The following is a 23,780-nucleotide window of genomic DNA, read 5'->3' as shown; positions in this document are numbered from 1 at the left end:
CCCGATCCCTGGGGTCAGGACCCCAACCGCGAACTGCCCGTCACCGGCAGTACCTCGACCGGGCGCAACGCGCTCACGAAGTGGCCCTCTCGCCGCGGAAGACCGCCGCGGCCGGTCCCGCCGGCACCGTGACCACCGCCTGATCATCGGCCGCACCGGTGGGCCATGCGGCACCGGAGGGGAAGATCTGCGTGAGCGCGCCGACGTCCGGCAGCGCGAGATCGGCGCCCCCGGCTCCCCTCGACCACACGCAGAACACCGCTGAACCGTCTTCCTGCCGCAGCCCCAGGCACAGGATGTCGTCGTCCCACCCCGGCATGCCGATCGGCCAGAACGGGGTGGCGCTCGCGAGGTCGCCGCGCAGGGTCTTCGCCAGCGCGACGGCCTCATGGACGCGGGCCAGGGCGTCGGCACTCAGCTCGTTCAGGAATCCGGCGAGGTAGAACCGGCCGGCCAGCCCCGAGACGAGCGTGACGTCGAGCTCGCCCTCGCTCATGGCCGCGGCGGGGTAGACCCAGTTCCCCGCCTGCTCGGGCAGGACGGTGGCCGGCGCCGACGCGGCGATCGCGGCGTACCGCAGAGCATCCTGCTGGTCGCTCGTGGACTGCAGGTGGGTCACGGCGAGCAGGTGGTAGTCGCTGCGCATCGCACCCGAGGCGCAGTTCTCGATCAGCAGCCACGGATGCCGTCGCTGGACCGCGACGAGCCAGTCCCGCAGTGCTCTCGTGTGCGCGAGCAGCCCGTGCCCCGGCGCGAGGCCGCCGACGTCGGTGCCGGACCCCGGCTCGATGTTGTAGTCGAGCTTGAGGTACTCGATGCCGAACCCGGTGACGAGATGGTCGACGGCGGCGTCGAGATGGGCCACCGCGGCGGGGTGCCGCAGGTCGAGGTGCTGCCGTCGCTGCTCCACCACGGCCGCGCCGTACCTCTGGAAGAAGGCGTCCGCGGGCAGGGCCCCGGCGACGGGCGAGTCGAGGCCGACCGATTCGGGCTCGATCCACAGGCCCGGCCGCATCCCGGCGTCCCGGATCGCCGCGATCACCCGTCCGAGCCCTCCGCCGAAGCGGGTCGGCGCCTCGCGCCACTCCCCCACCTCGCTCCAGTAGTCGGTGCTGTCGGTGAACCAGCCCGCGTCGATGCAGAAGTACTCCGCACCGGCCTCGCCGGCCGCGGCGATCAGCGGGAGCAGACGCTCCGTGCTCGGCTGCCCCATGAGCGTGTTCATGTAGTCGTTGTAGACGACGGGCAGCGACCGCTCGATCTCGCGCACCTCGCGCAGGCCGCGCCGGTGCCGCGTGAGCGCCGCGAACGCGCCGTCACGGCCGCCGTCCGAGACGACGAGCCCCGCCGCGACCGTCTCGAAGGAGTCCCCCGGCCGCAGCCGCACCGCGGCCTGGTGCTCGCGCTCCGTGGGCCCACCGGCGCTCAGGACCACCCCTCCGTCACCGCGCGAGAGCGACCACTGCCATCCCGCCGAGCTCTCGATCTGCCACCCGACGCTCACGGCGTCCGCGCGCGAGAGGACCCCGACGGGGAGCACGCTGCCCGTCGGCCAGCCGCCCGCGCTGCTCTGCCCGAACCCCGTGCGATCGGGCTGGGCGACGGCGGCGAAACCGAGCTCCGGCAGGAGATCCGCGACCGCGTCCTCACGCCACCGTCCCTCGCCGAGCCATTCGCTGCGCCCGGAGGCGAGCGTCAGCTGCGCGGGCTCGGCCGCGGTTCGCACGGAAAGTGTTGGGGCGGCGAAAATCACGACATCCTCGGCCCCGTCGTTGCGTAGCTCGTGGCTCACGCGGAGACCGCCGTCGTCGAGGGCCAGGCGCGTGCGCACCGAGAGACCGGTGACCGGGTCGGTCTGGGTCACGACACCCTTCTCCATCGTGGTCAGGCGCAGCCGCGCGCCGACCGTGGTGCCCCGGCACCCGAGCGTCATGCGCTCATGACGTTCGGACGCCGTGAGTACCTCGACGAGCGGATGAGGGCGTACTGCCTCGGCGCCGTGGAGCGTCAGCGAGCGCAGCTCGACGGGCGCGTCGTCCGATGCGCCGATCACGGCTCGTAGCGCGCCGCGGCTCAGGACCACGCTCATGCCTTCTCCCCGTCCCAGCCGGGCAGATCCGTCTCGGTGAGCACCACTGGCAGCCCCGAGACCAACGACTCGTTGCCCGCGATGCCCACGGCGATCGCCCGGATGCCGTCGACGAGGCCCGCCCGTCGTCCCAGGGCGTCGTCCTGCGGCTCCCGTCGGAACAGATCGGCGAGCATCCGCTCGTCCCCTCCGCCGTGATTCCCTCCGCCGTCGGGGATCTCGACGCGCCGCGCCTCCTGCCAGTGACCCTGCACGAGCAGCTGCTCCCCCTCAGCCCGCTCAGGCGTGGCGCTCCGGACGTCCGAGTATCCCGGGTCGACCACCGCGGGACCCGACACCGCAGCCCGCTCGACGACCCGCAGCTCGGCCCTGCCCCTGGTGCCGTTGACCGACACGGTGTACCCCTCCCAGGGCGAGTGCGCGTTCAACGAGTAGCTCAGCGTGCTGCCGCGGTCGTAGTCGACCACGAGCGCGAGGTTGTCCTCGATCGTGATGCCCTCGGAGAACACGTCGAGATCCCGCACGTAGCCGTCGTGCTGCTCGTTGCGCAGGTACAGCTCGTCGAGACCCGGCACCGTGCGCATGTCGAGCACGAACGGGTCGTCCGTCGCCGCGCCGACGCTCCCCCGCGCCGGGCGCGCCCCCAGGCCGCGGTGCTCGGCATTCGCGGCACCGTAGAACCGCAGTCCGCCGCTCGCGTAGACGCGACGCGGTCGATCGGCCAGCCACCAGTTGACGAGGTCGAAGTGGTGCGCCGACTTGTGCACGAGCAGTCCGCCCGAGTTCTCCTTCTCGCGGTGCCAGCGCCGGAAGTAGTCGGCGCCGTGCACGGTGTCGAGCACCCACTCGAAGTGCACGCTCGTGATCTCGCCGATCTCGCCCGAGGCCAGCAGCTGCTTGAGCGCCGCGTTGCGCGGGGAGTACCGGTAGTTGAACGTCGCGGTGACCCGGCCGCCCGTCTCGGCCGCCGCGCGCGTGATGGCCCGAGCGCCCGCGACATCGACCGTGAGGGGCTTCTCGACGATCACGTCGGCACCGGAGCGCAGCGCCCGCACCACGAGGTCGGCGTGCGTATGGTCGGGGCTCGTGACGATGACCCGGTCGATGCGCTCGCGCGCGATCACATCGTCGAGCTCCTGCGGCGAGAACGCCACCGGCTCGTCGCCGCCGGCCCTCCGCGCGATCTCCTGGAAGTGGCGGACCCTCCCCGGGTTGACGTCGCCGACCGCGCACAGCGTCGCCTCGGCCCGGTGCGGGCCCAGAATGCCGCGGATGTAGGTCTCGGACCGTGCTCCGGTGCCGATGACGGCGTAGCGGAGCGCGGGCGTTGCGGCATCCATGACGCAATCTCCTTCAGGGGTGCGGGCGTTCGGTGTCCAGGGGACGGGGCCGCTCGAGAGTCGGGGCACCGGCGGCGTCTCCGACGGTCGAGGCGCGGATGATCAGCTCGGGGGCGACGATCTGCTGGCGCGAGTCGAAGGTGCGCACGGGTTCGCCGAGCTCCGACAGGAGCAGGTCGTACGCGGTCTCGCCGATCGCCTCGCCCGGGGTGCTGATCGTGGAGAGCGGGATCGCGGAGACGGCGGCGATGTCGTCGCCGTCGAAGCCGATCACGGCCACGTCGCGGGGGACGTCGATACCGAACGAGGTGAGCCCCCGCACGACGCCCAGCCCGACCAGGTCGTTGACCGCGAAGACCCCGTCGGGGAGCCGGTCGCGCTGCGAGGCCATCTCGACGCCGGCCGCGAAGCCCGCGTTCATGCTGCGGTCGTCGGCGCGCAGCACCGTGAGGCTCGCGCCCGAGACCTCCCGCACCGCGCGGCTCGCCCCGTCGAAGCGCTCGCTGACCTGCTTGACGCTGAACGGGCCGCCGACGAACGCGAGACGGCGACGGCCGATGTCGAGGAGATGCCAGGCGGCGAGGTAGCCGCCCGCCGAGTCCGCCGCTGACACCGAGGCCTGATCCGGCGTGGTCGCGCGCCGGCCGGTGACGACGCTCGGCGTGCCCCGTCGGCGCATCTCGGCGAGACGCGGCTCGACCTCGTCGAGCGTCGCGATGATGAGGCCCGAGACGCGCTTGCGCTCGAACAGCTCGAGGTACTCCATCTGACGTGAGGTCGACCCCGCGGAGTTGCCGATCATGACGGTGCGCCCGGTCTCGGCCGCGCGGCGCTCGATCGCGTCGGCGATCACGCCGGAGAACGGGTTGGTGAACTCGAACGCCACGTACCCGATCGTGCGCGTGTCCCCGGAGCTGATCTTGCGCGCCGCGTCGCTGGGCACGAACCCGAGCTCGTCGATCGCGCGGGCGATCCGTTTCCGCGTCGCCGGGGACAGGATCTCCGGGCGGTTCAGGTAGTTCGACACGGTCGACCGTGAGACCTCCGCCGCCTCGGCGACATCGGTGATGGCTACGCGCTTCATCGCTCGGGTCCCTTTCGTCCTCACCTGCGAGCGGGTCGGCGTCCGCTGAAATTGGAATGATCCAATCCGCATCACTGTGCGTCAGGATGACACTAAATATGCTGCCACACGGCTATCAACGCAAATCCGAGTCATGTCTGATTAATCCTTGTTGAACCGGTCCAACCGGAGTACGTTCACCATCTCGCCGCACTCTGACGGAGGCCTGGACCCGAAGATCCGCGATCCCGACGACCCGGAATGACGTCTTCTACAACGGAGTAAGAACATGTCACGACACCCGCGCCGCGTAGCCGCCGAGCTGATCGCCGCGTTGACCGCATCCGCCCTCCTCCTCACCGCCTGCGGCGGCTCGAGCGGTGAGGCCGCCGGCGAGGTCACGCTCACCGTCGGCGGCAAGCCGCAGGCCACCGACGAGGCCGCCCTCGCGGTCTGGGACCAGAAGGTCGCGCAGTTCGAGAAGGAGAACCCCGACATCACGATCGAGGGCAGCGAGGTCGTGTACGACCCGCAGACCTTCGCCGCGCAGCTCGCCGGCCGCACGCTGCCCGTCGTCATGGGCGTGCCCGTGACCGAGATCCAGTCGCTCATCAACCGCGAGCAGCTCAAGGACGTCAGCTCGTACTACGCCTCCGAGGCCGTGCTGAAGGAGCTCAACGAGTCGGTGACCGCGAACGTGCAGGGCCCGGACGGCGCGTACTACGGCGTCCCCGTCTCCGCGTTCACGCTGGCGGTCCTCGTCAACCGCGACGTGTTCGAGGAGGCCGGACTCGATCCCGACCAGCCCCTCGAGAGCTGGGACGACATCGCCGCCGCCGCGTCCACGATCACCGAGAAGACGGATGCCTCCGGCCTCGGCCAGCTCACGACGTCGAACCAGGGCGGATGGACGCTGGCCGCGACCAGCGCCGCGTTCGGCGGCCTCGTCGAGGAGACCAGCGGCGAGGAGACGACCGCGAACCTGGACAACGACGCGACGAAGGCCGCGCTGGAGTACCTGTCCGACCTGCGCTGGGACAAGGACGTGCTGGGCAGCAACTTCCTGCTCGACTTCGACTCCGCCGGTCCCGCGTTCGCCTCGGGGAAATACGGCATGCTCGTGGGCGCCTCCGAGTGGTACAACCCGCTGGTACGCAACTTCGGGATGGATCCCGAGTCGTACGGCCTGTTCCCGCTCCCGCAGAAGGACGGCGGTCTCGGCTCGCTGGGCGGCGGTTCGGTGTCGGTCATCCGGGCCGACGCCACCGATGCCGAGACGGCGGCCGGCGTGGCCTGGACCAACTTCTACTACCTCGACCGGTTCTCCGACCTCGACTTCGCCGCCGAAGAGGCCGCGGGGATGGCGAAGGACGGCGGCACGGTGCCGCGCGTCGGGCTCCCGCTCGTCGCCCCCGAGACGTACGCGGCCTACCTCGACGCGATCAAGCCGAGCATCAACGTCCCGCTCCAGAACCTCGAGACGTACTACGCGGCCGCGCAGTCGCCCGACTTCGCGGTCGTGACGGAGCCGCGCACGGAGGCGCAGCAGATCTACGGTCTGCTCGACACCGTGCTCCAGGCCGTGTTCACCGACGAGAACGCCGACATCGACGGGCTTCTCGGCCAGGCCCAGAGCCAGGCCGAGACCATCGTCGCCGACGCGCAGACGAACTCATGACCGGCCGGACGCCCCCGCCCTCCCCGTCCTCATGCCGTTTCCGATGAAGGAGCCCGCATGACCTCCGTGACGTCCCCGCCTCTCGTCCCACCCGCGGCGGCCGGCCAGGAGTCCGTCCCGCCGCCGCGCCGGCGTCCGCTCCTGCGACGGGGCGGGCTCAGCACGATGCTCATCCTGCTGCCCGCCGTGGCGCTGTTCGCGCTCTTCTCCTGGTGGCCGATCCTGCGTGGGCTCGTCATCGCCTTCCAGAAGACGAACCTCATCACGACCAGATGGGTCGGCATCGAGAACTTCGAGCGCGTGCTGGCCGACCCGCTGCTCGGTCAGGCTCTCGAGAACACGGCCCTGTACGCGGGTCTCGCGCTCGTGATCGGCTTCCCCCTCCCGATCCTCCTCGCCGTCATGCTCGCCGAGATGCGCCGGGCACGTCGCATCTCGAGCTTCCTCGTGTTCCTGCCCACCGTGATCCCGCCGGTCGTGTCGATCCTGCTGTGGCAGGTGTTCTACGCCCCCGATGCCAGCGGCCTCTTCAACTCGATCCTCGCGACGGTGGGCGTCGATCCGCTCCCCTGGCTGCAGTCCCCGTCGACCGCGATGCTGTCGATCGTGCTCGTCGCCACCTGGGGCGCGTCCGGATCGACCACGATGATCTACCTCGCGACGGTACTGTCCATCGACTCGCAGCTGTACGAGGCGGCCGAGATCGACGGCGCCGGCATCTTCCGCCGCATCTGGCACATCACTCTGCCGCAGATGCGCGGCACGATCCTCCTGCTCCTCCTCCTGCAGCTGATCGGCACGTTCCAGGTGTTCACCGAGCCGTTCCTGCTCACGGGCGGCGGGCCGAACAACAGCACCGTGACGCTGCTCATGCTCATCTACCGCTACGCGTTCATCTACGGCAACTTCGGCCAGGCCGCGGCCCTGAGCCTGATGCTCGCCGCCGCCCTCAGCGTCTTCGCCGCGATCTACCTGTGGCTCTCCCGGAAGTGGAGCAAGTAATGGCCCTCACCGAAAGGACCCGCACCGCCCGACGGCACTCGACCGGCCGCTCGCTCGAGCGCTCGAACATCTCCGACTCCGACCTCTCCCGCGCGAGCACCCGATTCACCTTCCGCGTCGTGGTCTGGGTGGTCGTGGCCCTGCTCGCCGTCGTGGCGGCCGGGCCGCTGCTGTGGCTCGCGAAGTCCGCGGTGTCGACCACGCAGGACATCCTGCGCACCCCGTTCGCCCTGTGGCCCTCAGGCATCCAGGGGCAGAACCTCGCCGACGCGTGGAACCAGATCCAGATCGGCCGGTTCACCACCAACTCGCTCCTGATCACGAGCGGCGAGGTGATCGTGGCCGTGTTCTCGGCCGTGACGCTCGGCTACGTGCTAGCGATCCTGCGCCCGAGGTACGGGCCGGTCCTCAACGCCGCGATCATGGCGACCCTGTTCATCCCCGGGGTGATCTCGCTGATCCCGCTGTACCTCACCGTGATCGACCTCGGGCTCCTCGACAGCTACGCGGCGCTGTGGCTCACCAACGGCGTCAGCGCCTTCAACGTGCTCATCATGAAGCAGTACTTCCAGACCATCCCGCCCGAGCTGATCGAGGCGGCGACGGTCGACGGCGCCGGTCCGCTGCGCATCCTCTGGTCGATCGTGCTGCCGATGGCGCGTCCGATCATCGGCGTGGTCGCCCTTCTCGCGTTCATCGCGTCGTGGAAGGACTTCCTGTGGCCGCTCCTGGCCCTGCCCTCCCCCGAGAAGCAGCCGCTGTCGGTGGGACTCGCGACGGTCGCGCCTCAGGCCGACCTCGCCATGCTCATGGCCGGCATGTTCATCGCCGTTCTCATCCCGATCACGGTGTTCGCGATCTTCCAGAAGCAGTGAGGACTTTCCAACCTCCTCAGGAGTTGAGGATCACCACCTGAACCGCGTTCACCAGCCGCGTCGCGTGAGCGGGACTGGAGCGAATCTTGTGCAGGAGACGCCAGCTCTTGAGGGCGGCATTGGCGCGCTCGCCGGGAGCTCGCATCTGCGAGATCGATGTGTTGACGGCCTTTTGGCCGGTTGAGAGCTCCCTGCGGGTGAAGAGGTGGGAGCTGCGGTCGTGGCGCAGTCGACGAAACGGCGCCCGGATCGTAGGCCCGGCACCGATGTAGGCGGTGTCGGCGAACGTGCTCACGCCGGCCGCGCCCAGAGCAGCGGGGATTCCGTGTTCCTTGGCGGCTCCGGCGTCGTGGCGGGCCCCGGGCAGGGCCGGTGATGCCCAGATCAGCCGGCCGGCCGGATCGGCGATGACCTGCACGTTCACCCCGTGAGTCTTGTGCTTGCCGGAGTAATAGATGCGGTCGCCTTTCGAGGCCATGGCCACCCGGTCGATACGCAGCAGTGTTCCGTCCAAGGTCACGTAGGCCTTCTTCGCCGCGGCCTGGATGGCCTGTTCCAGGGCCGGGGCGAGGCCGGCCAGGACCTCCAGGCCTTCGCGCAGGTAGCGGTAGGCCGTGCTCGTGCCGACCTTGAAGCCGATGGCCAGGTCGCGGTAGGTCTCGCCCTTCTTCAGGTGGGCCAGGAGCATCAAAGCCTGCTGCCCGGAGGACAACACGCGCCAGCGAGTTCCGCTCTGCTTCCGCTGGGTGCGCAACGCGTTCGTGACGAACCGCAGGTGTTGGGTGGACACGTTCATGCCTGAGCGGTAGACAAGCACTCGGAACTCCTGGTGATGGATCTTGATCTCGACAATCGTGATCCCACCAGGGGTTTCTTCAGGTTTCGGCCACCGCCACGTGCACCCTTACCGCCCCCGTGACAGCAGCGACCCCTGAGCCCCCTGCGCCTCAGGAGGTTGGAAAACGTTCAGTTCCTGACGGGTGCCGGATCCGCCGGTGCCCTGAAGGGCTGAGCGTTCCTTCCCGTCCCACCACGGATCGAAGGAGATCTCTGTGGCCTTTCCCCGCTTTCGCGTCGCCGGCGTAGCCGCCGTCATGCTCGCCACGGGTCTGCTCGTCTCGAGCCCCGCCCAGGCCGCCGGGCCCCTCACGATCGAGGGCGAGAACCCCACGGCCACGACCATGGTGCCCGGCGCCGCCGCGCAGACCGGAGCCAGCGGAGGCTCGTCCCTGCAGCTCTACACCGCGGCCGATGCCCCCGCAGGCGGATATACCGCCACCTACGAGGTCGAGGTCGACGACGCCTCCCTCTACCGGCTCGACGCGACGACGATCCGGACCGGTGTGGAATGGGCGTCACCGTTCCGGGTGCGGGCGAACGACGGAGCTTGGCACGAGAGTCGCGGCGCCCGTGAGCTTTCGGTCGTCACGAACGAACTGCGGCGCTACGAGCTGGGCACCCTCGCCCTCGACGCCGGCGTCAACACGATCGAGTTCCAGGTCACCGAGCGCCGGGTGTCGCCGAACACGAACTACGCGCTGTTCCTCGACACGTTCACCCTCACGCCGGTCGAGGCGACCCTCGAATCGGCGACGGCCCCCGATCGTTTCGGCGTCTTCGAGCAGGGCGAGAACGTCATGCTCGCGGCCGCGCTCAACGCCGAGGCGCCGGGCCCCGTGCCGGTCACCTGGAGCGTCACGGACTACGACGGGGCCGTCGTGGCCGAGGGCGAGGCCACGGCGCAGACCGGCGAGACCGCCGCATCCATCGACCTCGGCGCCGCGCTCGACACCGGGGCGTACCGGGTGTCCGCGCGGATCACCGGGTCGGAGAACGGCATTGAGGGCGCGTTCGCCGTTCTGCCCGCGGCGTCGTCCCGACCCGCGATCGACGACAGCCCTTTCGCGGTCGACGTCTACGGGTCGAAGCTCATCGCGACCGACGACGCCGACGCCTTCGCGCATGTGCTGTCGCTCACCGGCGTCGACTGGATCCGCGACCGGCAGCGCTGGAACAACGTCATCAACCCCGCGCGAGGCAGCTTCGACTTCTCCGGTGAGCAACAGCCCTGGAACTGGCTGCAGGCAGCGAATGCCGCCGGGCTGAAGACGCTTTCGTCCTTCCACGACGGCCCGTCCTGGACCCGCACGTCGACGCGGGAGCTCCCGCAGGACCTCCGCGACATGTACGACTTCGCGTTCGCGGCCGGGGAGCATTACGACGGACTCGTGGACGCGTGGCAGCTCTGGAACGAGCAGAACCGCAAGTTCGCGCTCGAGTCGGAGGGCGCCGACCGCTACGCGGCCGTCATGAAGGCCGCAGCCCTCGGCTTCCTCGACTCGGGCACGGACGCGCTCCTGGTGAACGGCGGTCTCGCCGGCGTCGACCCGCACTACGCGCAGTGGCAGTTCCGCAACGGCATTCTCGACTACCTCGACGCCTACGCGTACCACACGCACACGACCGTGAACTCCTCGGCGTCGATCAACGCGCACCCGGACTTCTCCTCGCAGCTCGACGCCGCGCAGCCGTACGGTGGCGACGAAAAAGGCCGATGGGTCACGGAGAGCGGCATCGCGCTCAACAACATCGACGCGAACGAGCTGCCGACCGCCGCGCAGGAGACCCTGCAGGCGCGCTACATCGTGAGCTCGGCCGCCGAGTCGCTCGCCCGGGGCTCGACCAGGCAGTTCTTCTTCATCGCCGCGCCGTACCGCGAGGGTGCGTCGTACTGGAGCATGTACCGCAGCCCCGACGAGCCGATGGCGGCGCTCGCGGCGCAGTCGGTCATGACCCGCGAACTCGGCGAGGGCCGATATGCGGGACAGCTGAACGGCCTTCCGGAGGGTGTCTCGGCCTACGTCTTCGACACCGGCTCGGGTCCGGCCGCCGTGCTCTGGGCGCCTGCCGACACCGAGGTGACGGTCCCCGTCGAAGGCGAGACCGCGCTCGTCGACCTCATGGGTCGCGACGGCGACCTCACGGTCTCCGGCTCAGTAGCGGCGTTCACCGTCGGTCCCGACCCGGTCTACCTGTCCGCGGCGCAATTCCCCGACCTCATGGCCGCTCCGGCGCCCGCAGCCCCCGCCGACCCGATCGACGCCGATGACTTCACGGCGGCCGAACGCGTCGTCATCCAGCCCGTTTTCGACGCCGAGACCTCCAAGAACTCACAGCTGTACGGATACGGACTCGACAGCACGGCCACCACCACGGTCACGGCTGAGGTCTACAACTTCAACGACGCCGACGTGACCGCCGAGGTCGCCGCCACCGCCCAGGGTGGCTGGCAGGTCGCAGGCGCAGCGCAACCGGTCACGGTCCCCGCCGGCGGCAAGGCCGACGTGACGTTCGGGATCACCGCGGGCACCGACCTCCGGCAGACGATCGCCGATCTCACGATCGAGGCGACCGTCGACGGGCAGACCTCGTCCCCGGCGGTCGCCGAGCTGCGCCCGCGGGTGTCGTCGCTGACGGTCGAGCACGCGATCGACGATGCCGACGACGTGGTGAAAGCCGAGTACACGAACATGAAGGACGCGGCCCAGCACGTCTCCGAGGCATCGTGGACTTTCGGTGACAGCACCGAGACGGTCGAGGTCGACCTGGACGTCACTCCTGGAGCCACCGTCTCGCTCCAGTCGACCCCGGCGCCCGCGGGCGCCGGCAAGGTGGCCTACACGGCAGCTCTCACGATCGACGGCGCCGGCGACGTGTCGGCGTCGGGCACCCTCTCGGCCCTCCCCCGGTCCGACGTTCCCCGGGTGCCGAAGCACACGATCGAGATCGACGGCGTGCACGACGACCTCGCCGGACTGCCGTCGACCACGCTCACGGCACCCGGCGTCGAGGGGTCGAGTCTCGCCGCCGAGACCTGGTTCACGTGGGACGACGACAACCTCTACCTGACGGCCGAGGTCACCGACGACGTCCACGTGCAGCCCTTCACGAATACCGCGACCTGGCAGGCCGACGGACTGCAGTTCGCCGTCGCGCCGAACTGGCCCGGCGAGAGCGACCTGCGCCCCGAGATCCAGGAGCGCATCGAGTTCGGCTTCGCCCTGACCCCGGAGGGCCCTCAGCTGTACCGGTACCCCTCGGGGTCGGTCGACGGCTTCCTCACCTCGGCGGATGTCGCGGCCGTGCGCGACGGGACGACTAAGACGACCGTCTACGAGGCCGCGGTCCCGTGGTCGCTGCTCGAGCCGATCGGCCTGACCCCGGCCTCCGCCGCCTCCCTGTCGATCGTCGCGAACGACACCGACGGTGACGGCACCCGCGGGTGGGTCCAGTGGGGCGGCGGGATCACCACGGCGAAGGACACTGAGCTGTTCGAGCCGGTGATCTTCGAATGATCGAGCCGTACCGTCTGCGCGTCGATGCCCGCGCCGAACCACGAGAGGTCGACGCCCCCGACCCCGAGCTGTCCTGGGCGCTGCGCAGTGACGACCGGGGCGCGACACCGGTCTCGTACCGGGTGACCGTGCGCTCCGCCGCAGACGCCTTGTGGGACAGCGGGATTCGCGAGGGCGATTCCACCCGGCTGCGCTACGACGGCCCGCCGCTCATCCCCGAGACGTCGTACGTCTGGACCGTCGAGGTCGAGGATCGTCAGGGCGCACGCTCCCGCGCGGAGTCGACCTTCGAGACCGGCGTCTGCGACTGGTCGGGGGTCGTGTGGATCGGCCGCGACCCCGAGCCGAACGGCGCGATCGACGCGACCGATCGCGACAGCGACGCCCCCGTGCGTCCGACGCTCCGCACGAAAGACCTGAGCCCGCCGCTGCAGCTGCGCCGCGCGTTCGCGACCCCGGCCGCGCCGGTGCGCGCCCGGCTCACCGTGACGGCGCGCGGTCTCGTGGTGCCGTACATCAACGGGGCCAGGGTCGGCGACGACGAGCTGCTCCCCGGCTGGACGGACTACCGCACGCGCATCCAGTACCGCACCTTCGACGTCACCGACCTCGTGCACACCGGGGAGAACGTGCTCGCGGCGGAGGTCGGCGAAGGATGGTGGTCGGGCTTCGTGGGCTTCGACCACCGCCACCACGCCCACCACTACGGCACGGCACCCCAGCTGCTCGCGCGCCTCGTGATCGACGACACCGACGGCGGGCGAACCGTTCTCGGCACGGACGAGTCGTGGCGCGAGCACGCGGGCAGACGGCGCTGGGCCGATCTTCTGATCGGCGAGTACATCGACAGCACGCACGAAACCCCGGGCTGGACCGGTCGCGGATTCGACGACTCGGGATGGCGTCCGGCGCAGGTGCTCGACGCCGACCCCGGTCCGCTGATCGGTCAGCGCGACGAGCCCGTGCGCGTGGTCGACGAGCTCGCCCCCGTCGCCGTCGACCGCACCGCGAGCCGCACGATCATCGACTTCGGGCAGAACCTCGTGGGCCGCCTCCGTCTGCCGGCGAGCCCGGACCATGCGCTCACCGTGCGCCACGGCGAGATGCTCGACGCGGACGGAGAGCTCTACACCGACAACCTGCGCTCCGCCGAGGCCACGGACCACGTGCGCTCAACCACCCCGACGGAGCCGGTGTTCACGTTCCACGGCTTCCGGTACGCCGAACTGAGCGGTGCCGACGTCGACCCGACACAGGTGCGCGCCGCCGTGCTCTCGAGCGACGTCGAGTGGACCGGAGAGGTGACCACGTCGTCCCCCTTTCTCAACCGGCTGATCGGCAATATCCGCTGGGGTCAGCTGGGCAACGTCGTCTCGGTGCCGACGGACTGCCCGCAACGCGACGAACGGCTCGGCTGGACCGCCGACGTGCAGGTGTTCGCCCCGACGGCCACGCTGAACGCCGACCTGCAGGCCCTGCTGCGGCGGTGGCTCGACGACCTCGTGTCGGCGCAGCTGCCCAACGGGTCGGTGCCCGACGTCATCCCCCGTTCCCCCGGCACGACCCTGTTCGACTACGGCGCCCCCGGCTGGGGCGACGCAATCGTGCTCGTCCCCTGGACCCTGTACCGCGCCTACGGGGACGTCGACGTGCTGCGGGCGATGTTCGGGCCGATGCGGCGGTGGCTCGACTACGTGGCGGAACGCAACCCCGACGGTCTCTGGCGCTCGCGACGCGGCAACGACTACGGCGACTGGCTGTCCGTCGACGAGCACACGCCCAAGGAGGTGGTCGCAACGGCCTACCACGCGCACGCCACCGCGACGGCGGCCCGCATCGCCGAGGTCCTGGGAGAACACGAGGCGGCCCGGGAGCTCGACACCCGCGCCGCGCTGATCCGGGCCGCGTTCGTCGAGGCGTTCCTCGGCGAGAAGGGCCGCGTGCACGGCGACTCGCAGACCGCATACCTCATGACCCTGGCGTGGGACCTCGCCCCGGAAGATCGCCGCCCGGCGCTCTTCGCCCGCCTCGTCGACAAGATCGAGCAGCGCGGCGCACGCCTCACGACCGGTTTTCACGGCGTGGCGCTGCTGTGCCCGACGCTCACGCGGTTCGGCCGCCCCGATCTGGCGTACGACCTGCTGTTCCAGCGGGAGTTCCCGTCGTGGGGGTTCTCGATCGACAACGGCGCCACGACGATCTGGGAGCGCTGGGACGGCTGGACCCCGGACGGCGGTTTCCAGACGCCGGAGATGAACTCCTTCAACCACTACTCGCTCGGGTCGGTGGGCCAGTGGATCTACTCGGACGTCGCCGGCATCGCGCAGGCCGACGACTCGGCGGGCTTCCGACGCGTCCTGGTCGCGCCGTCGATCGACCCGCGGCTGGAGTGGGTCAACGGCCGGCTGCAGGCCCCGCACGGGGAGATCACGACGCGCTGGGTGCGCGAGGGCGACGAGATCGTGCTCACGGTCACGCTCCCGCCGGGGACGACGGGGACCGCCCGCCTCGGGGCGCGCGACGCCGAGGTCCGCGCGGGGACGACCGTGCTGCGCGCGCTCGTCACGGAGGTGTGACGGGCAGGCGCGTCAGCCAGTCGGCGCAGAGGCCCGTCCACGCGGAGGCGTCGGTGCCGGCGGCGAGCGCCACCCCGTGCACGTCGCCGGGGAACACGTGCAACTCGTGCGGGACGCGCGCCGCCGCGAGTGCCTCACCCAGGAGGTACGAGTGCCGCACGGGCACGACGTCGTCCTCCGCCGTGTGCCACACGAACATCGGAGGGGAGTCCGGACGCACCAGCGTCTCCAGCGAAAGCGACCGTGCCGCAGTGTCATTGGAGGAGTCCGCGTCGTCGCCGAGCAGCACGGCGCGCGAGCCGGTGTGCGGACCGTCGACCATGCTCACGACCGGGTAGCCGAGGACCGCGAAGTCCGGACGCTCGTCCGGCTCGAGGCCGGGGGCGAGAGCGGACAGTCCGGCGAGGTGCCCTCCGGCCGAGAACCCGATCACGCCGACCCGGCGGGCACCGCCCGCACGTTCTCTCGCGACCGCGCGCGAGACGGCACGCAACGGGGCCGGGTGTGCCGTGTTCAGCGGGTAGTCAACGATCTTCGCGTGCCAGCCCTGGGCACCGAGCCATTCGACGATCGGTTCCGCCTCGTGCGGGGCATGGACGCGGTACCCGCCGCCCGGCAGCACGAGCGTGACATCAAACGGCGATCGGAACACACCGGTCACCCTACTCATTGGACGAATCAACGGGACACCCCGGCTGCGCACGGGCTGGCCTCAGACCTGTGACGAACCGTTTCCGGTACTGCCCTCGAGCAAGACCGACAGATCGTCCAGGAGCACGTCGACCACCGTCTCCTCGCTCACCGCGATCCCGGTTTCCAGCATTCGGGCGGTCAGCCTGCCGTGCCACGGCACCTCGCTCACCCGCCCTACTGCCGGGCCCGAGGTCCGCTGCGTCACCGCCTGGTCGTAGTCAGCCACACTCATCCGCCACGGAACCGCACCCACCTTGGCCACCAGGTGAGCCGCGATACGCAGTCCATCACCGTCGAAGTCACCGTGGTACTGAAGCTCCGCACCGACCTGTTGGAGCCTGCGCAGCAGGAGCATGCCAGCCGCACTCGGCCATCCCGAAACACACACCAGCGCTGGGCATCGCGATCCGAAACGCCTCAGTGCGGCGGCCATGACGCTGGGGTTCTCGACCACATGGACCACGCCGCTCGACCAGCGCACCTCAGGGATGCTGCGGACCTGCTGCAGAGTGAGGACACTCGCCTCCCCCGATGCGGCGCCGGCTCGCAACACTTTGAGCGCGGATCCAGTGCCATCGACCTGCGCAACCAGCCCGGCGACAAGAACGGTGGAGGACAGTTCGTCGGCCTCCACCCCGGCCAGCGCCCAGAGTTCGCGAGGCGTGAGGTGCTGACCGTATTGGAAGGACAGCCCTCGATGGACGATCGTGGCCAGCCGACTTCCCTCGTCCAGTGCGTGCGGATCATGAAGGACGCGGTCGGCGAAGATGGGGAGCGGCTCTCCTTCGGCGGGTAGGGCTTTCAGAACGTTCAGAGCCCGGTCGATCAGTTCCCTGGTCTCCGTGACCGATCCACCGACCAGACCGCCGGCCCGCAGGTACGAGACCCATTCCAGCAATGCAGGTTCGGCTTGGACCTGCGGGGATTCCCGCAGCCAGGTCCACAGCGCCCGTCTCTCGTTCTGGGCCAGCGAGCGCTCAGCGCGACGGTCGCCGATGGGGCCGATCACCCGCTCGAGGGTTTCGGCGATCTCGCCGCCGTCGATCTCCCGCACGGCGTCGGCGATCCGGGCCAGGCTCAGGGTGGCGCCGACGGCTGGGAGCCGGGGAAGTCCGAGCAGGTCGGCCACGGCCTCGCGCTCGACCTCGGACCACTCCCGCCCCACCCGGATCGAGCTGACCACCTGACCGGAGGAGAGCCGTGCGTGCAGCGCCTGCCACAGCGGGCGCAGCTGGGGACGAGTGGCCCAGTCACTCATGGACGTCGGGGACGTCGGGGACGTCGGGGACGTCGGGGACCAGGTCTGTCCCGTCCCAGATGAACCGGACGCTGGTCACCGCATCGTCCTGGTCCTGGCCGAGGCCGGTCTCCAGTTGGTGAACGGCGATCCCGTCGAGCTCACGGTAGGTGCCCCACTCATGGTCGGAAGTCAGCATCAGATCCAGGTCGAGGGCGGCCAGCAGCGCGAACACCTGGCCGCGGTTGACCGTGTCCACACCTACGAAAACTTCGTCCAGCAGTATGATCCGAGGGCCGAGGGGCACTGCCTGGTAGTGCGCGGCAATGGCCGCGAACAGCGGCAGGTGCAGAGCGATGGCCTTCTCCCCGCCGGAGAGCGCGCCGTGCAGTTTGCTGGTCAGCTTCTCCCAGCCCAGGCCCTTGCCGCGTTCGACGTTGACCTGGAAATGGTGCCAGGCGGTGTAGTCGAAGACCTGGCCGAGCTGTTCCTCCCAGCTGGCGGCCGTGTTCGCGGCCCGCGCCTCCTCGATCCGCTACCGGAAGAAGACGTGCAGAGCCTCGCGGTCCTGCTCGGACAGCCGGACCGGGTCCTTCAGCAGCAGCTCCCGGGCGGCTCGGGTACCGTCCGGCAGTTGCGGGTCGATCTGCCAGGTGAGCCGGACCGCGACGCTGGAAGCCGTGCGGACCATCGCGAGGCGCTCGTTCATGCTGTGCACCAGTTCCTCGGCCTGACGGATCCGGGCCGCCAGGTGACGGCGGGTATCACCGGTGAGAGTCCGCTCGAACAGCTGGTGCTCGGCGCCGGTGATGTCGTCCTGGCTGCTCTGCAGCTCGGTCCTCAGCCGGTGCAGCAGAGCGGCGGCGCTCATCCGGAGGCCACCGATCGAGGCGTTGAGCACCGCGACGTCGTTCTCCGTGGCCAGCTCCAGGTCGGCTCGGCGGGCCAGGATGTCCTGCTCGGCGTGCAGCGTCTCCATCAGCTTGCTCTGGGCCAAGGTGATCAGCCGCTGCTCGTGAGGAACGGTGGGCCAGGCCGCGGCGATCGCCCGGGCCGCCTCGAGAGCGGCGCGGGAGCCATCCCGCTCACCGAGATCCAGTTCGAGACCCGCGTCCTGGGGCAGGTAACCGCCCAGGAGCGCGAGGACGGCGTCGGCCGCCTGATTCCGGACCGTGAGCGTTTGCCGATGGTGGTCGGCATCGCGTAGCCGGGCCGTTCGGAGCTCTCCCTCCTTGCGGGTGAGGTCGAGCCGAGTGGATACCTGCTTATCGCGCTCCTTCTCGGCTGCGCTGCGCTGGCTTCGGGTGGCACTGACATCGGCCAGGATCTGTTCGTAGGTGGAGCCGATCGCGTCCTGGACAGCCTGCAGCTGGTTGCTCAGGGAGAGGGCGTCGGCTCGTGCTGCGGTGGCTTCCTGGTCGGCCTGTCCGGCGGCACGTTCGGCTCTGGTGCGCTGGGCTATGACGAATTTCACTACGCCGGTGGCGGCTTTGGTCCGTTGATGGGCGCTGGCCCAGGTGCCGGCCGCGGTCAGGAAGTCACCGAGGGCCGCCTCGACGGCGCTGAGCGTGCTCTCGTCGGCCGGAAGCCGGTGCTCGGCCGCGAGATTCATCAGGGCTTGCAGGGCTTCTCTCGCCGCGACCTCGGAAGCCTTCAGATGCTCCTGCGCGGAGGCCAGCAGGCGCTCGGCGGCTGAGGCGTCGGCCTGGGCACGCAGCACCTTGCCGCTGGCGTCGTCCACGGCCCGGAAGTCCGGGCGGGACCGGATCTCCTCGGCCAGGCGCTGGTCTCGCTCCTGCAGCAGATCCAGAGCTTCCTGAAGTTCCTGCAGCAGCGCGTCCAGTGCTTGCAGCTGCCTCTGAAGTTGGGTGATGCGCAGCCTGCGGGCCCGCTCCCGGGCGGTGGCCCCGATGTAGCCGGCTTCGGGCTTGCTCCAGGTGCCGTGCAGCGCGGACAGCCGCCAGCTGCCATCGGCGCCGATGGCGCTCTCACCGCGCGGGGGCAGGGTGCTGCCATAGGCCACCGCGGCCAGCAGTTCATTGACGGCGGCGGGCGGGACCGCTGGAGCAATCTCCGGAATCAGGACGTCACGCAGGCTGGGCCCATCAACCGCTGGGCGGGCCCCCTGGGCGAAGACGTCGTGCCCGTCGATCGCCAGGGACTTCCCGTCGGGAGCGACCCAGGCGTCCAGCAGGCCACTGGCCTCGAGCGCTGCCTCGATCCCGGCCTGCTCGGGTTCGGGGATGTGCGGGCGGAAGGTGATCAACTGCCACAAGGGCGCTCCCGGCCGGTTCTGCCGGGCGGCGGTGCGGGTGTGCGGTGGCGTCGGCGGTAGATGCACTTCGCTCTGGGTCCGCTCCAGATCCGCACGGACGCTCTCGTGCTCAGACCTGGCCTGGCGATGCCGGTGCTGCAGTTCGGAGCGCTCGTCCGAGATCCCCTGCACGACCTGGTCGCGCGCCTGCGACACCAGGACCTGGACCTCGCGCTCTTCGGCGGCGGCCGCACCCAGCGGCTCGATCGGTATCGGCAGGAGGATGCAGGCGGATGCCCATACGATCAGCCGCTCAGCCTGTTGCTCGATGGCTGTTTCCAGGGCTTCCTTGGCCGCCTCCAGCGTGCCGAGAGCCGACTGACGTCCGGTGACCGCCTCGTCCTTAACTTTCTCGGTCTGTTCGCGCCGATGCACCGCGTCGCGCTTCGTGCTCAGGGCCGAGCGGATCTGACTGATCTCTTGCCGACGTTCCCGCACCGAGAGGGCGATCAGGTTCCGGGCAGCAAGGGCGTCCACCTCCAGGCCGTCTGCAGGCGTGCGAGCGGACATGTCCACCCGCTCCGCGGCCCGGATCAGGCCGGCGCGATCACGTTCGAGTTCCTGGGTGGCCGATCGCAGGATCTCTTCCTGGCTCTGGGTCTGCTCCTGCAGGTCCAGCAGTTCGTCCCGGGCTTGCTCGGAGTGTGCACTCAGGCGGGTGGCCCGCTCCTGGGCCTGCTCCGCACGGCGGCGCAGGCCGTCGAGCTCGCGGCCCTCGCGGTAGGCGTCACTGCTGGTCAAGCCCTCAATCCGGGCTTCGTAGGCGGGGATCTGCTCGTTCAGGGTCTCGATCTGCTGCTGGATCTCGGTGATCCGGGCCTTCACCTGGTCGTAGTCGGCCTGGCTGTCACGGGCGCTCTGACTCGCCGTGTCCAGGCTCGTGGTGGCGGAGATCAGATCGGCCGCGTAGGCGCGCAGCACCCGGCGGCTGTAGGTCTGGGCCTGGCGGGCCACGGTTGCGGCCGCTGTGACGATGCCGTCCAGCTCCTTGACCTCTTCGCGTTGGCGGTCCAGCCGCTCGAAGCCTTCAGCCAGTTCGGCGATGTCGCCCTCGTCCAGCGGAGGCAGGGCTGCGGAGAGCAGGTCCGAGAGCAGGCCGGGATCCAGCCGCTGGGAGAGCTTCGGGGTGCGCAGTTGCAGCAGCGCGCTGATCATGGCCTCGTAGCGGCCCTCGTTCAGGCCACAGAAAAGCCTGGCCCGCAGTGCATCGCGGTACTCACCGGCGTTGGCGTGAACGGCGCCTCGCGAGTGCACCGCTTCCTCGAGGCTTTTCCTGGTCAGCGGTTGCCCGGCGTCGTTCAGCAAGTGCAGGTCGTGGCCGACCCGCTGATCGGTGGTGAACCAGTCCGACTTGACGCTGCTGGTGCGGGTAGTGGCCGAGAGCCGGGCCCCGCAGGTGAACCAGGTATCAGAGCCGAGCCTCAGTTCCAGCCAGACGTAGCCGACCCGGGTCACCGCTCCCCCGGTGCCCTCGCCCATCATGTTCCAGTGCATGGCCCGGTCGCCGGTACCGAAGGTGGACAGCCGGCTGGCTCGCAGGTTCGCGTCGAAGACGAACGGAAGCAGCAGTTCCAGTGCCTTCGACTTGCCCGAGCCGTTCGGGCCGCGGATCAGCAGGCGGCCGTGGTGAAACTCGAAGACCTCGTCGTAGTAGCGCCAGACGTTCAGGATGCCGGCCCGGCTCGGGCTCCAGCGCTCAGGCTCACCCCGCTCTGGGCGGTGCCGGTGCTGGTCCTGCACGGTCACGACGACGTCGTCCTCTCCGGTTGCGCGGGCTCAGCGGCGGTGACCTCGATCTCGTAACGAGCGGCGGCTGGCAATGACGTCACCAGGGCGCCCGCTTCGCGCACCAGCCCGAACGTCACCAGAAGGTCCACGGCCTGGCCGGTCAGGGTGCGCGGGCCGTCATCGCCACGGTGGCTCAGAGCCCACTTCGAGTTGCTGTCCAGGAGCTGCTGGGCGACAGCTACCAGTTCGGGCCGAGAGCGGCTCTGGCCCGGCGGCTGCAGATGATCCAGCAGATGCAGCGCCGTCACCTTCACCGTCGAGCCGCCCTCGGGGAACGTCTCGTCGGTGGCGATGGCCTCCGGGTCGACCAGCAGATACCCTTCGGCCCGTTCCTCTAGGACGAATCCGGCTTGTTCGGCCGAGCGGCGCAAGATCTGGCGCCCGGTGGGCGAGGCCAGGTAGTCCCGTTGCTCGACGCTCAGGTCGTCCTGATACAGCACCGGTTCGTCGAACAGCCGGCGCAGGATCGAGTGCCGCGTCCACAGGTTGCGCTGCACGGTGCTCGTCTCGCCGCCATCGGCTTCGCTATTGCCGTAACGGGATTCGGCGACCAGAGCGGCCAGCAGTTCCTCGAAGCGGGCAGGAATCTGCTCGGCTGGCACGGCCAGCGTCGAAGGCCCCTGGGGCGCGGACATCAGCCGGATCAGCAAGGTCACGTCCACCTCGTAGAGCACCTTCGCGCTGCGCGCCTCGACGAAGGTGTCGGTGCTGCCGTCGAGCACCCTCACCGCGCCGAAACCCTCCAGCAGCCGCAGGACATCGACGAACGCCCGCCGCTCGACCTGTCGGCTGGAATCGAAGGATGCGATGCTCTCCTCGATCGCGCAGGCCTGACTCACCCGGTCGGCCAGAAGCCCGATCGTGGTCACCGGGGTGTTCAGCAGTTCGGCGGCGACGAGGCACAGCAGCACGTAGCGACGCCGGTCGAAGGGCTGGCGGCTCGTGCGCGGACGGCGGGCCGGCCGGCTGGCATCGTCCCGGACCCCGACCTTCACCAGACGCGCGTAACCCAGGCGCGGTTCGACCAGCAGCGTCCATCCGCAGGTGTGGTCGAACCACTTCTGCAACGGCACCTGCCGGCGCCGGATCAGATCGAAGGAAGGTTGGTCGGCCCGCTGGGTGATCAGCGGGCTGCGCAACAGCAGACGGATCCCGCGGGCCACCTCCCCCTGCTCGGCCCCCGCCAGCTGATTGTGCAGATTGCTCACGCGCTGGCCTCCCGACGCGCTGCCCGGCCGCGGTCGGCCCGAGCGACGATATCGACCATGTAGTCCGGCCCGGTGAGCGCACCGTGCGACGTCCGGATCGTCGCCGGCCGGGCTTGCTCGGGCGGCCACAGCGTGATCTCGATCTGCCCATCACCCGACTGGTGCCGACGCACCCCGTCCGGCCCGGCAACCGCGGCGAGCGCACCGCCGATCAGATCCATCAGCCTTACGAAGGTGTCGTACTCCAGCATTCCGATCTGGCTGAGGCGGACCGGACCATCCGTGCCCAGAGCCCGTCGCGCCGCCTCCAGCTCCTGACGTTCGGCCTGCGCCCGCTGCGCCCGGGCCCGTTTCACCGCCACCACGTCCCGGACCTTCCCGGTACGCCCGAACCGCTCCGTCTTCCCGGCACTGCGGATCAGGCCCGACACCGGAACCGGTGGGGCGTGCGACCAGGCCGTGCCCGGCGCAACGACTTCAGGGTCTGGGTGCACCAGGTGCGCGTGCCGCGCCGACCCCAAACCGAACGCCGCCGCCCAAAGCCGGTGACCATCGTCCTCAGTCGGAACTGCTGCGAACCACCGCGCCAATTCCCGCAGATCCTCCGCCGCACCGGACGAGCGGCGACGGCTCTCATTGAGCCGGTCGAGCGCCTGCAGCAACGTCACGATGGCCCGCCGGGCAACCATGTGCAGCTGCTCGGCCCGCGCCGCGCCATCGCCAGGCGGCCGGAACCACGCCTGTAGCCCTTCCCACCGAGTACAACGGCGGTGCAGCCATTCCGGGCCAGGGTCCTGCGCACCCAACCGAGGCAGATCAGCCCCCTGCAGCGCACGCCGACGCAGCGCAACGATGTCGTGCCGCTCCACCTCGCCCACTGCGTCCGCGATGATCTGCACACGAAGGTCCAGGTCACCCAAGAAATCGTTGAGGTAGACCACCGTGGCCTGCTTGACCTCGTGAAAGGTCTGCTGATCGGTGCCCTCCACCCGCAACAGGCGCTGCAACTGCGCATTGAACTGAATCGTGTTGGCCCGCAGTCCGTCCAGATGCCCTTCAAGCTCCTGCAGCGTGGTGAACACCCGGCGATCGTCCGACGCGGGATCCGCCGCCAGGACCGCCAGGTCGCCCAACCGCAGAGCGATGGCCTCCAGCACCGCCGTCTGCAGCGCCCCGGTCGAGGCCAGGACAGCCGCCGCGTGCTCCAGCCCAGCCAGCGCCGCCTCGCCGTTACGGGTCAGGGCGTACAGAAGGTTCCGGCGCTCGTACTCGTCCGCCGTGCGGTAACTGCCCCCATGATTCTGTGCAGCCTCCAGCAGCCGCCACTCCCGCAACTGGCGCAACACGTCGAACAGCGTGTCCTCGTCGAGCAGGCTGACCCAGCCCAGCCCCGAGAGCCGCTGAGCGATGTCGTCCAGACCGAGTGCCGTCTCCAGCCGTTCGTTGGCCTCACCGAAGATATGCAGGACAGCGGTGTACACGTCGCTGCGCTCGCCCGTGGTGAAACGGAACATGTCGGTGGGCAGTCGCCGCGCGCTCGCCATGCCGCCTCCGTATCCCGG

Annotated in this window: 15 protein-coding genes; 5 read left to right on the top strand and 10 right to left on the bottom strand. The window is 69.9% G+C overall.

Annotated elements, in window-relative coordinates; genetic code table 11:
- Window positions 1-73: 73 nt before the first annotated feature.
- Genes J2S57_RS23945 through J2S57_RS23935 form a run of 3 tightly spaced genes read right to left on the bottom strand, consistent with a single transcriptional unit; the run spans window position 74 to window position 4,513 of the window.
- Window positions 74-2,089 carry a glycoside hydrolase family 36 protein gene (locus J2S57_RS23945; protein WP_307246819.1) on the bottom strand — a complete coding sequence of 672 codons (2,016 nt, stop codon included), beginning with the start codon at window positions 2,087-2,089 and terminating at the stop codon, window positions 74-76.
- Window positions 2,086-3,429 (bottom strand): Gfo/Idh/MocA family protein, encoded by a 1,344-nt coding sequence (locus J2S57_RS23940; protein ID WP_307246817.1) that lies wholly within the window; start codon window positions 3,427-3,429, stop codon window positions 2,086-2,088. Before J2S57_RS23940 ends, J2S57_RS23945 begins: the two co-directional genes overlap by 4 nt.
- 13 nt (window positions 3,430-3,442) lie before the next feature.
- Complete coding sequence (locus J2S57_RS23935; protein ID WP_307246815.1) at window positions 3,443-4,513, bottom strand: LacI family DNA-binding transcriptional regulator; 1,071 nt, start codon at window positions 4,511-4,513, stop codon at window positions 3,443-3,445.
- Window positions 4,514-4,781: 268 nt separating this feature from the next.
- Between J2S57_RS23935 and J2S57_RS23930 the strand changes: the two genes are divergently transcribed.
- The 3 genes from J2S57_RS23930 to J2S57_RS23920 are packed head-to-tail and all read left to right on the top strand — an operon-like array spanning window position 4,782 to window position 8,047.
- Complete coding sequence (locus J2S57_RS23930; RefSeq protein ID WP_307246813.1) at window positions 4,782-6,170, top strand: ABC transporter substrate-binding protein; 1,389 nt, start codon at window positions 4,782-4,784, stop codon at window positions 6,168-6,170.
- A 57-nt stretch (window positions 6,171-6,227) separates the two neighbouring features.
- Window positions 6,228-7,172 carry a carbohydrate ABC transporter permease gene (locus J2S57_RS23925; RefSeq protein WP_307246811.1) on the top strand — a complete coding sequence of 315 codons (945 nt, stop codon included), beginning with the start codon at window positions 6,228-6,230 and terminating at the stop codon, window positions 7,170-7,172.
- Window positions 7,172-8,047 (top strand): carbohydrate ABC transporter permease, encoded by an 876-nt coding sequence (locus tag J2S57_RS23920; RefSeq protein WP_307246809.1) that lies wholly within the window; start codon window positions 7,172-7,174, stop codon window positions 8,045-8,047. The genes J2S57_RS23925 and J2S57_RS23920 overlap by 1 nt, the downstream gene beginning before the upstream one ends.
- Window positions 8,048-8,063: 16 nt before the next feature.
- Here the strand turns inward: J2S57_RS23920 and J2S57_RS23915 are convergent, their stop codons facing one another.
- Complete coding sequence (locus J2S57_RS23915; RefSeq protein WP_307246807.1) at window positions 8,064-8,864, bottom strand: transposase family protein; 801 nt, start codon at window positions 8,862-8,864, stop codon at window positions 8,064-8,066.
- Between the two features lie 235 nt (window positions 8,865-9,099).
- On the opposite strand from J2S57_RS23915, the gene J2S57_RS23910 reads away from it, so the two are divergent.
- Together J2S57_RS23910 and J2S57_RS23905 are read left to right on the top strand one after the other, a co-directional pair.
- The gene (locus J2S57_RS23910) at window positions 9,100-12,402 is read left to right on the top strand and encodes a sugar-binding protein (RefSeq protein WP_307246805.1); all 3,303 of its coding nucleotides are present in this window, start codon (window positions 9,100-9,102) and stop codon (window positions 12,400-12,402) included.
- Entirely contained in the window at window positions 12,399-14,978 is a 2,580-nt protein-coding gene (locus J2S57_RS23905) for an alpha-L-rhamnosidase (RefSeq protein ID WP_307246803.1), read from the top strand. Before J2S57_RS23910 ends, J2S57_RS23905 begins: the two co-directional genes overlap by 4 nt.
- On the opposite strand, the gene J2S57_RS23900 is transcribed toward J2S57_RS23905, so the two are convergent.
- Genes J2S57_RS23900 through J2S57_RS23875 form a run of 6 tightly spaced genes read right to left on the bottom strand, consistent with a single transcriptional unit; the run spans window position 14,965 to window position 23,762 of the window.
- On the bottom strand, window positions 14,965-15,630 hold the full coding sequence (locus tag J2S57_RS23900) for an alpha/beta hydrolase (RefSeq protein WP_307246801.1): 666 nt from the start codon (window positions 15,628-15,630) through the stop codon (window positions 14,965-14,967). The two genes, J2S57_RS23905 and J2S57_RS23900, sit on opposite strands and share 14 nt — an antisense overlap.
- A gap of 60 nt (window positions 15,631-15,690) precedes the next feature.
- Window positions 15,691-16,929, bottom strand: coding sequence for a TIGR02679 family protein (locus J2S57_RS23895; RefSeq protein ID WP_307246799.1), 1,239 nt, complete (start codon window positions 16,927-16,929; stop codon window positions 15,691-15,693).
- Window positions 16,922-17,440 carry an SbcC/MukB-like Walker B domain-containing protein gene (locus J2S57_RS23890; protein WP_307251107.1) on the bottom strand — a complete coding sequence of 173 codons (519 nt, stop codon included), beginning with the start codon at window positions 17,438-17,440 and terminating at the stop codon, window positions 16,922-16,924. The genes J2S57_RS23895 and J2S57_RS23890 overlap by 8 nt, the downstream gene beginning before the upstream one ends.
- 3 nt (window positions 17,441-17,443) lie before the next feature.
- Entirely contained in the window at window positions 17,444-20,968 is a 3,525-nt protein-coding gene (locus tag J2S57_RS23885) for a TIGR02680 family protein (protein WP_307246797.1), read from the bottom strand.
- Window positions 20,965-22,218, bottom strand: coding sequence for a TIGR02678 family protein (locus J2S57_RS23880; RefSeq protein WP_307246795.1), 1,254 nt, complete (start codon window positions 22,216-22,218; stop codon window positions 20,965-20,967). The genes J2S57_RS23885 and J2S57_RS23880 overlap by 4 nt, the downstream gene beginning before the upstream one ends.
- Window positions 22,215-23,762: a TIGR02677 family protein gene (locus J2S57_RS23875; protein ID WP_307246793.1), complete on the bottom strand. Its 1,548-nt coding sequence runs from the start codon at window positions 23,760-23,762 to the stop codon at window positions 22,215-22,217. Before J2S57_RS23875 ends, J2S57_RS23880 begins: the two co-directional genes overlap by 4 nt.
- Window positions 23,763-23,780 lie beyond the last annotated feature (18 nt).

The organism is Kineosporia succinea, from assembly GCF_030811555.1.
Lineage (GTDB): Bacteria > Actinomycetota > Actinomycetes > Actinomycetales > Kineosporiaceae > Kineosporia > Kineosporia succinea.
Note: the sequence above shows the minus strand (reverse complement) of the source record. Positions and strands in the feature narration are given on the sequence as shown.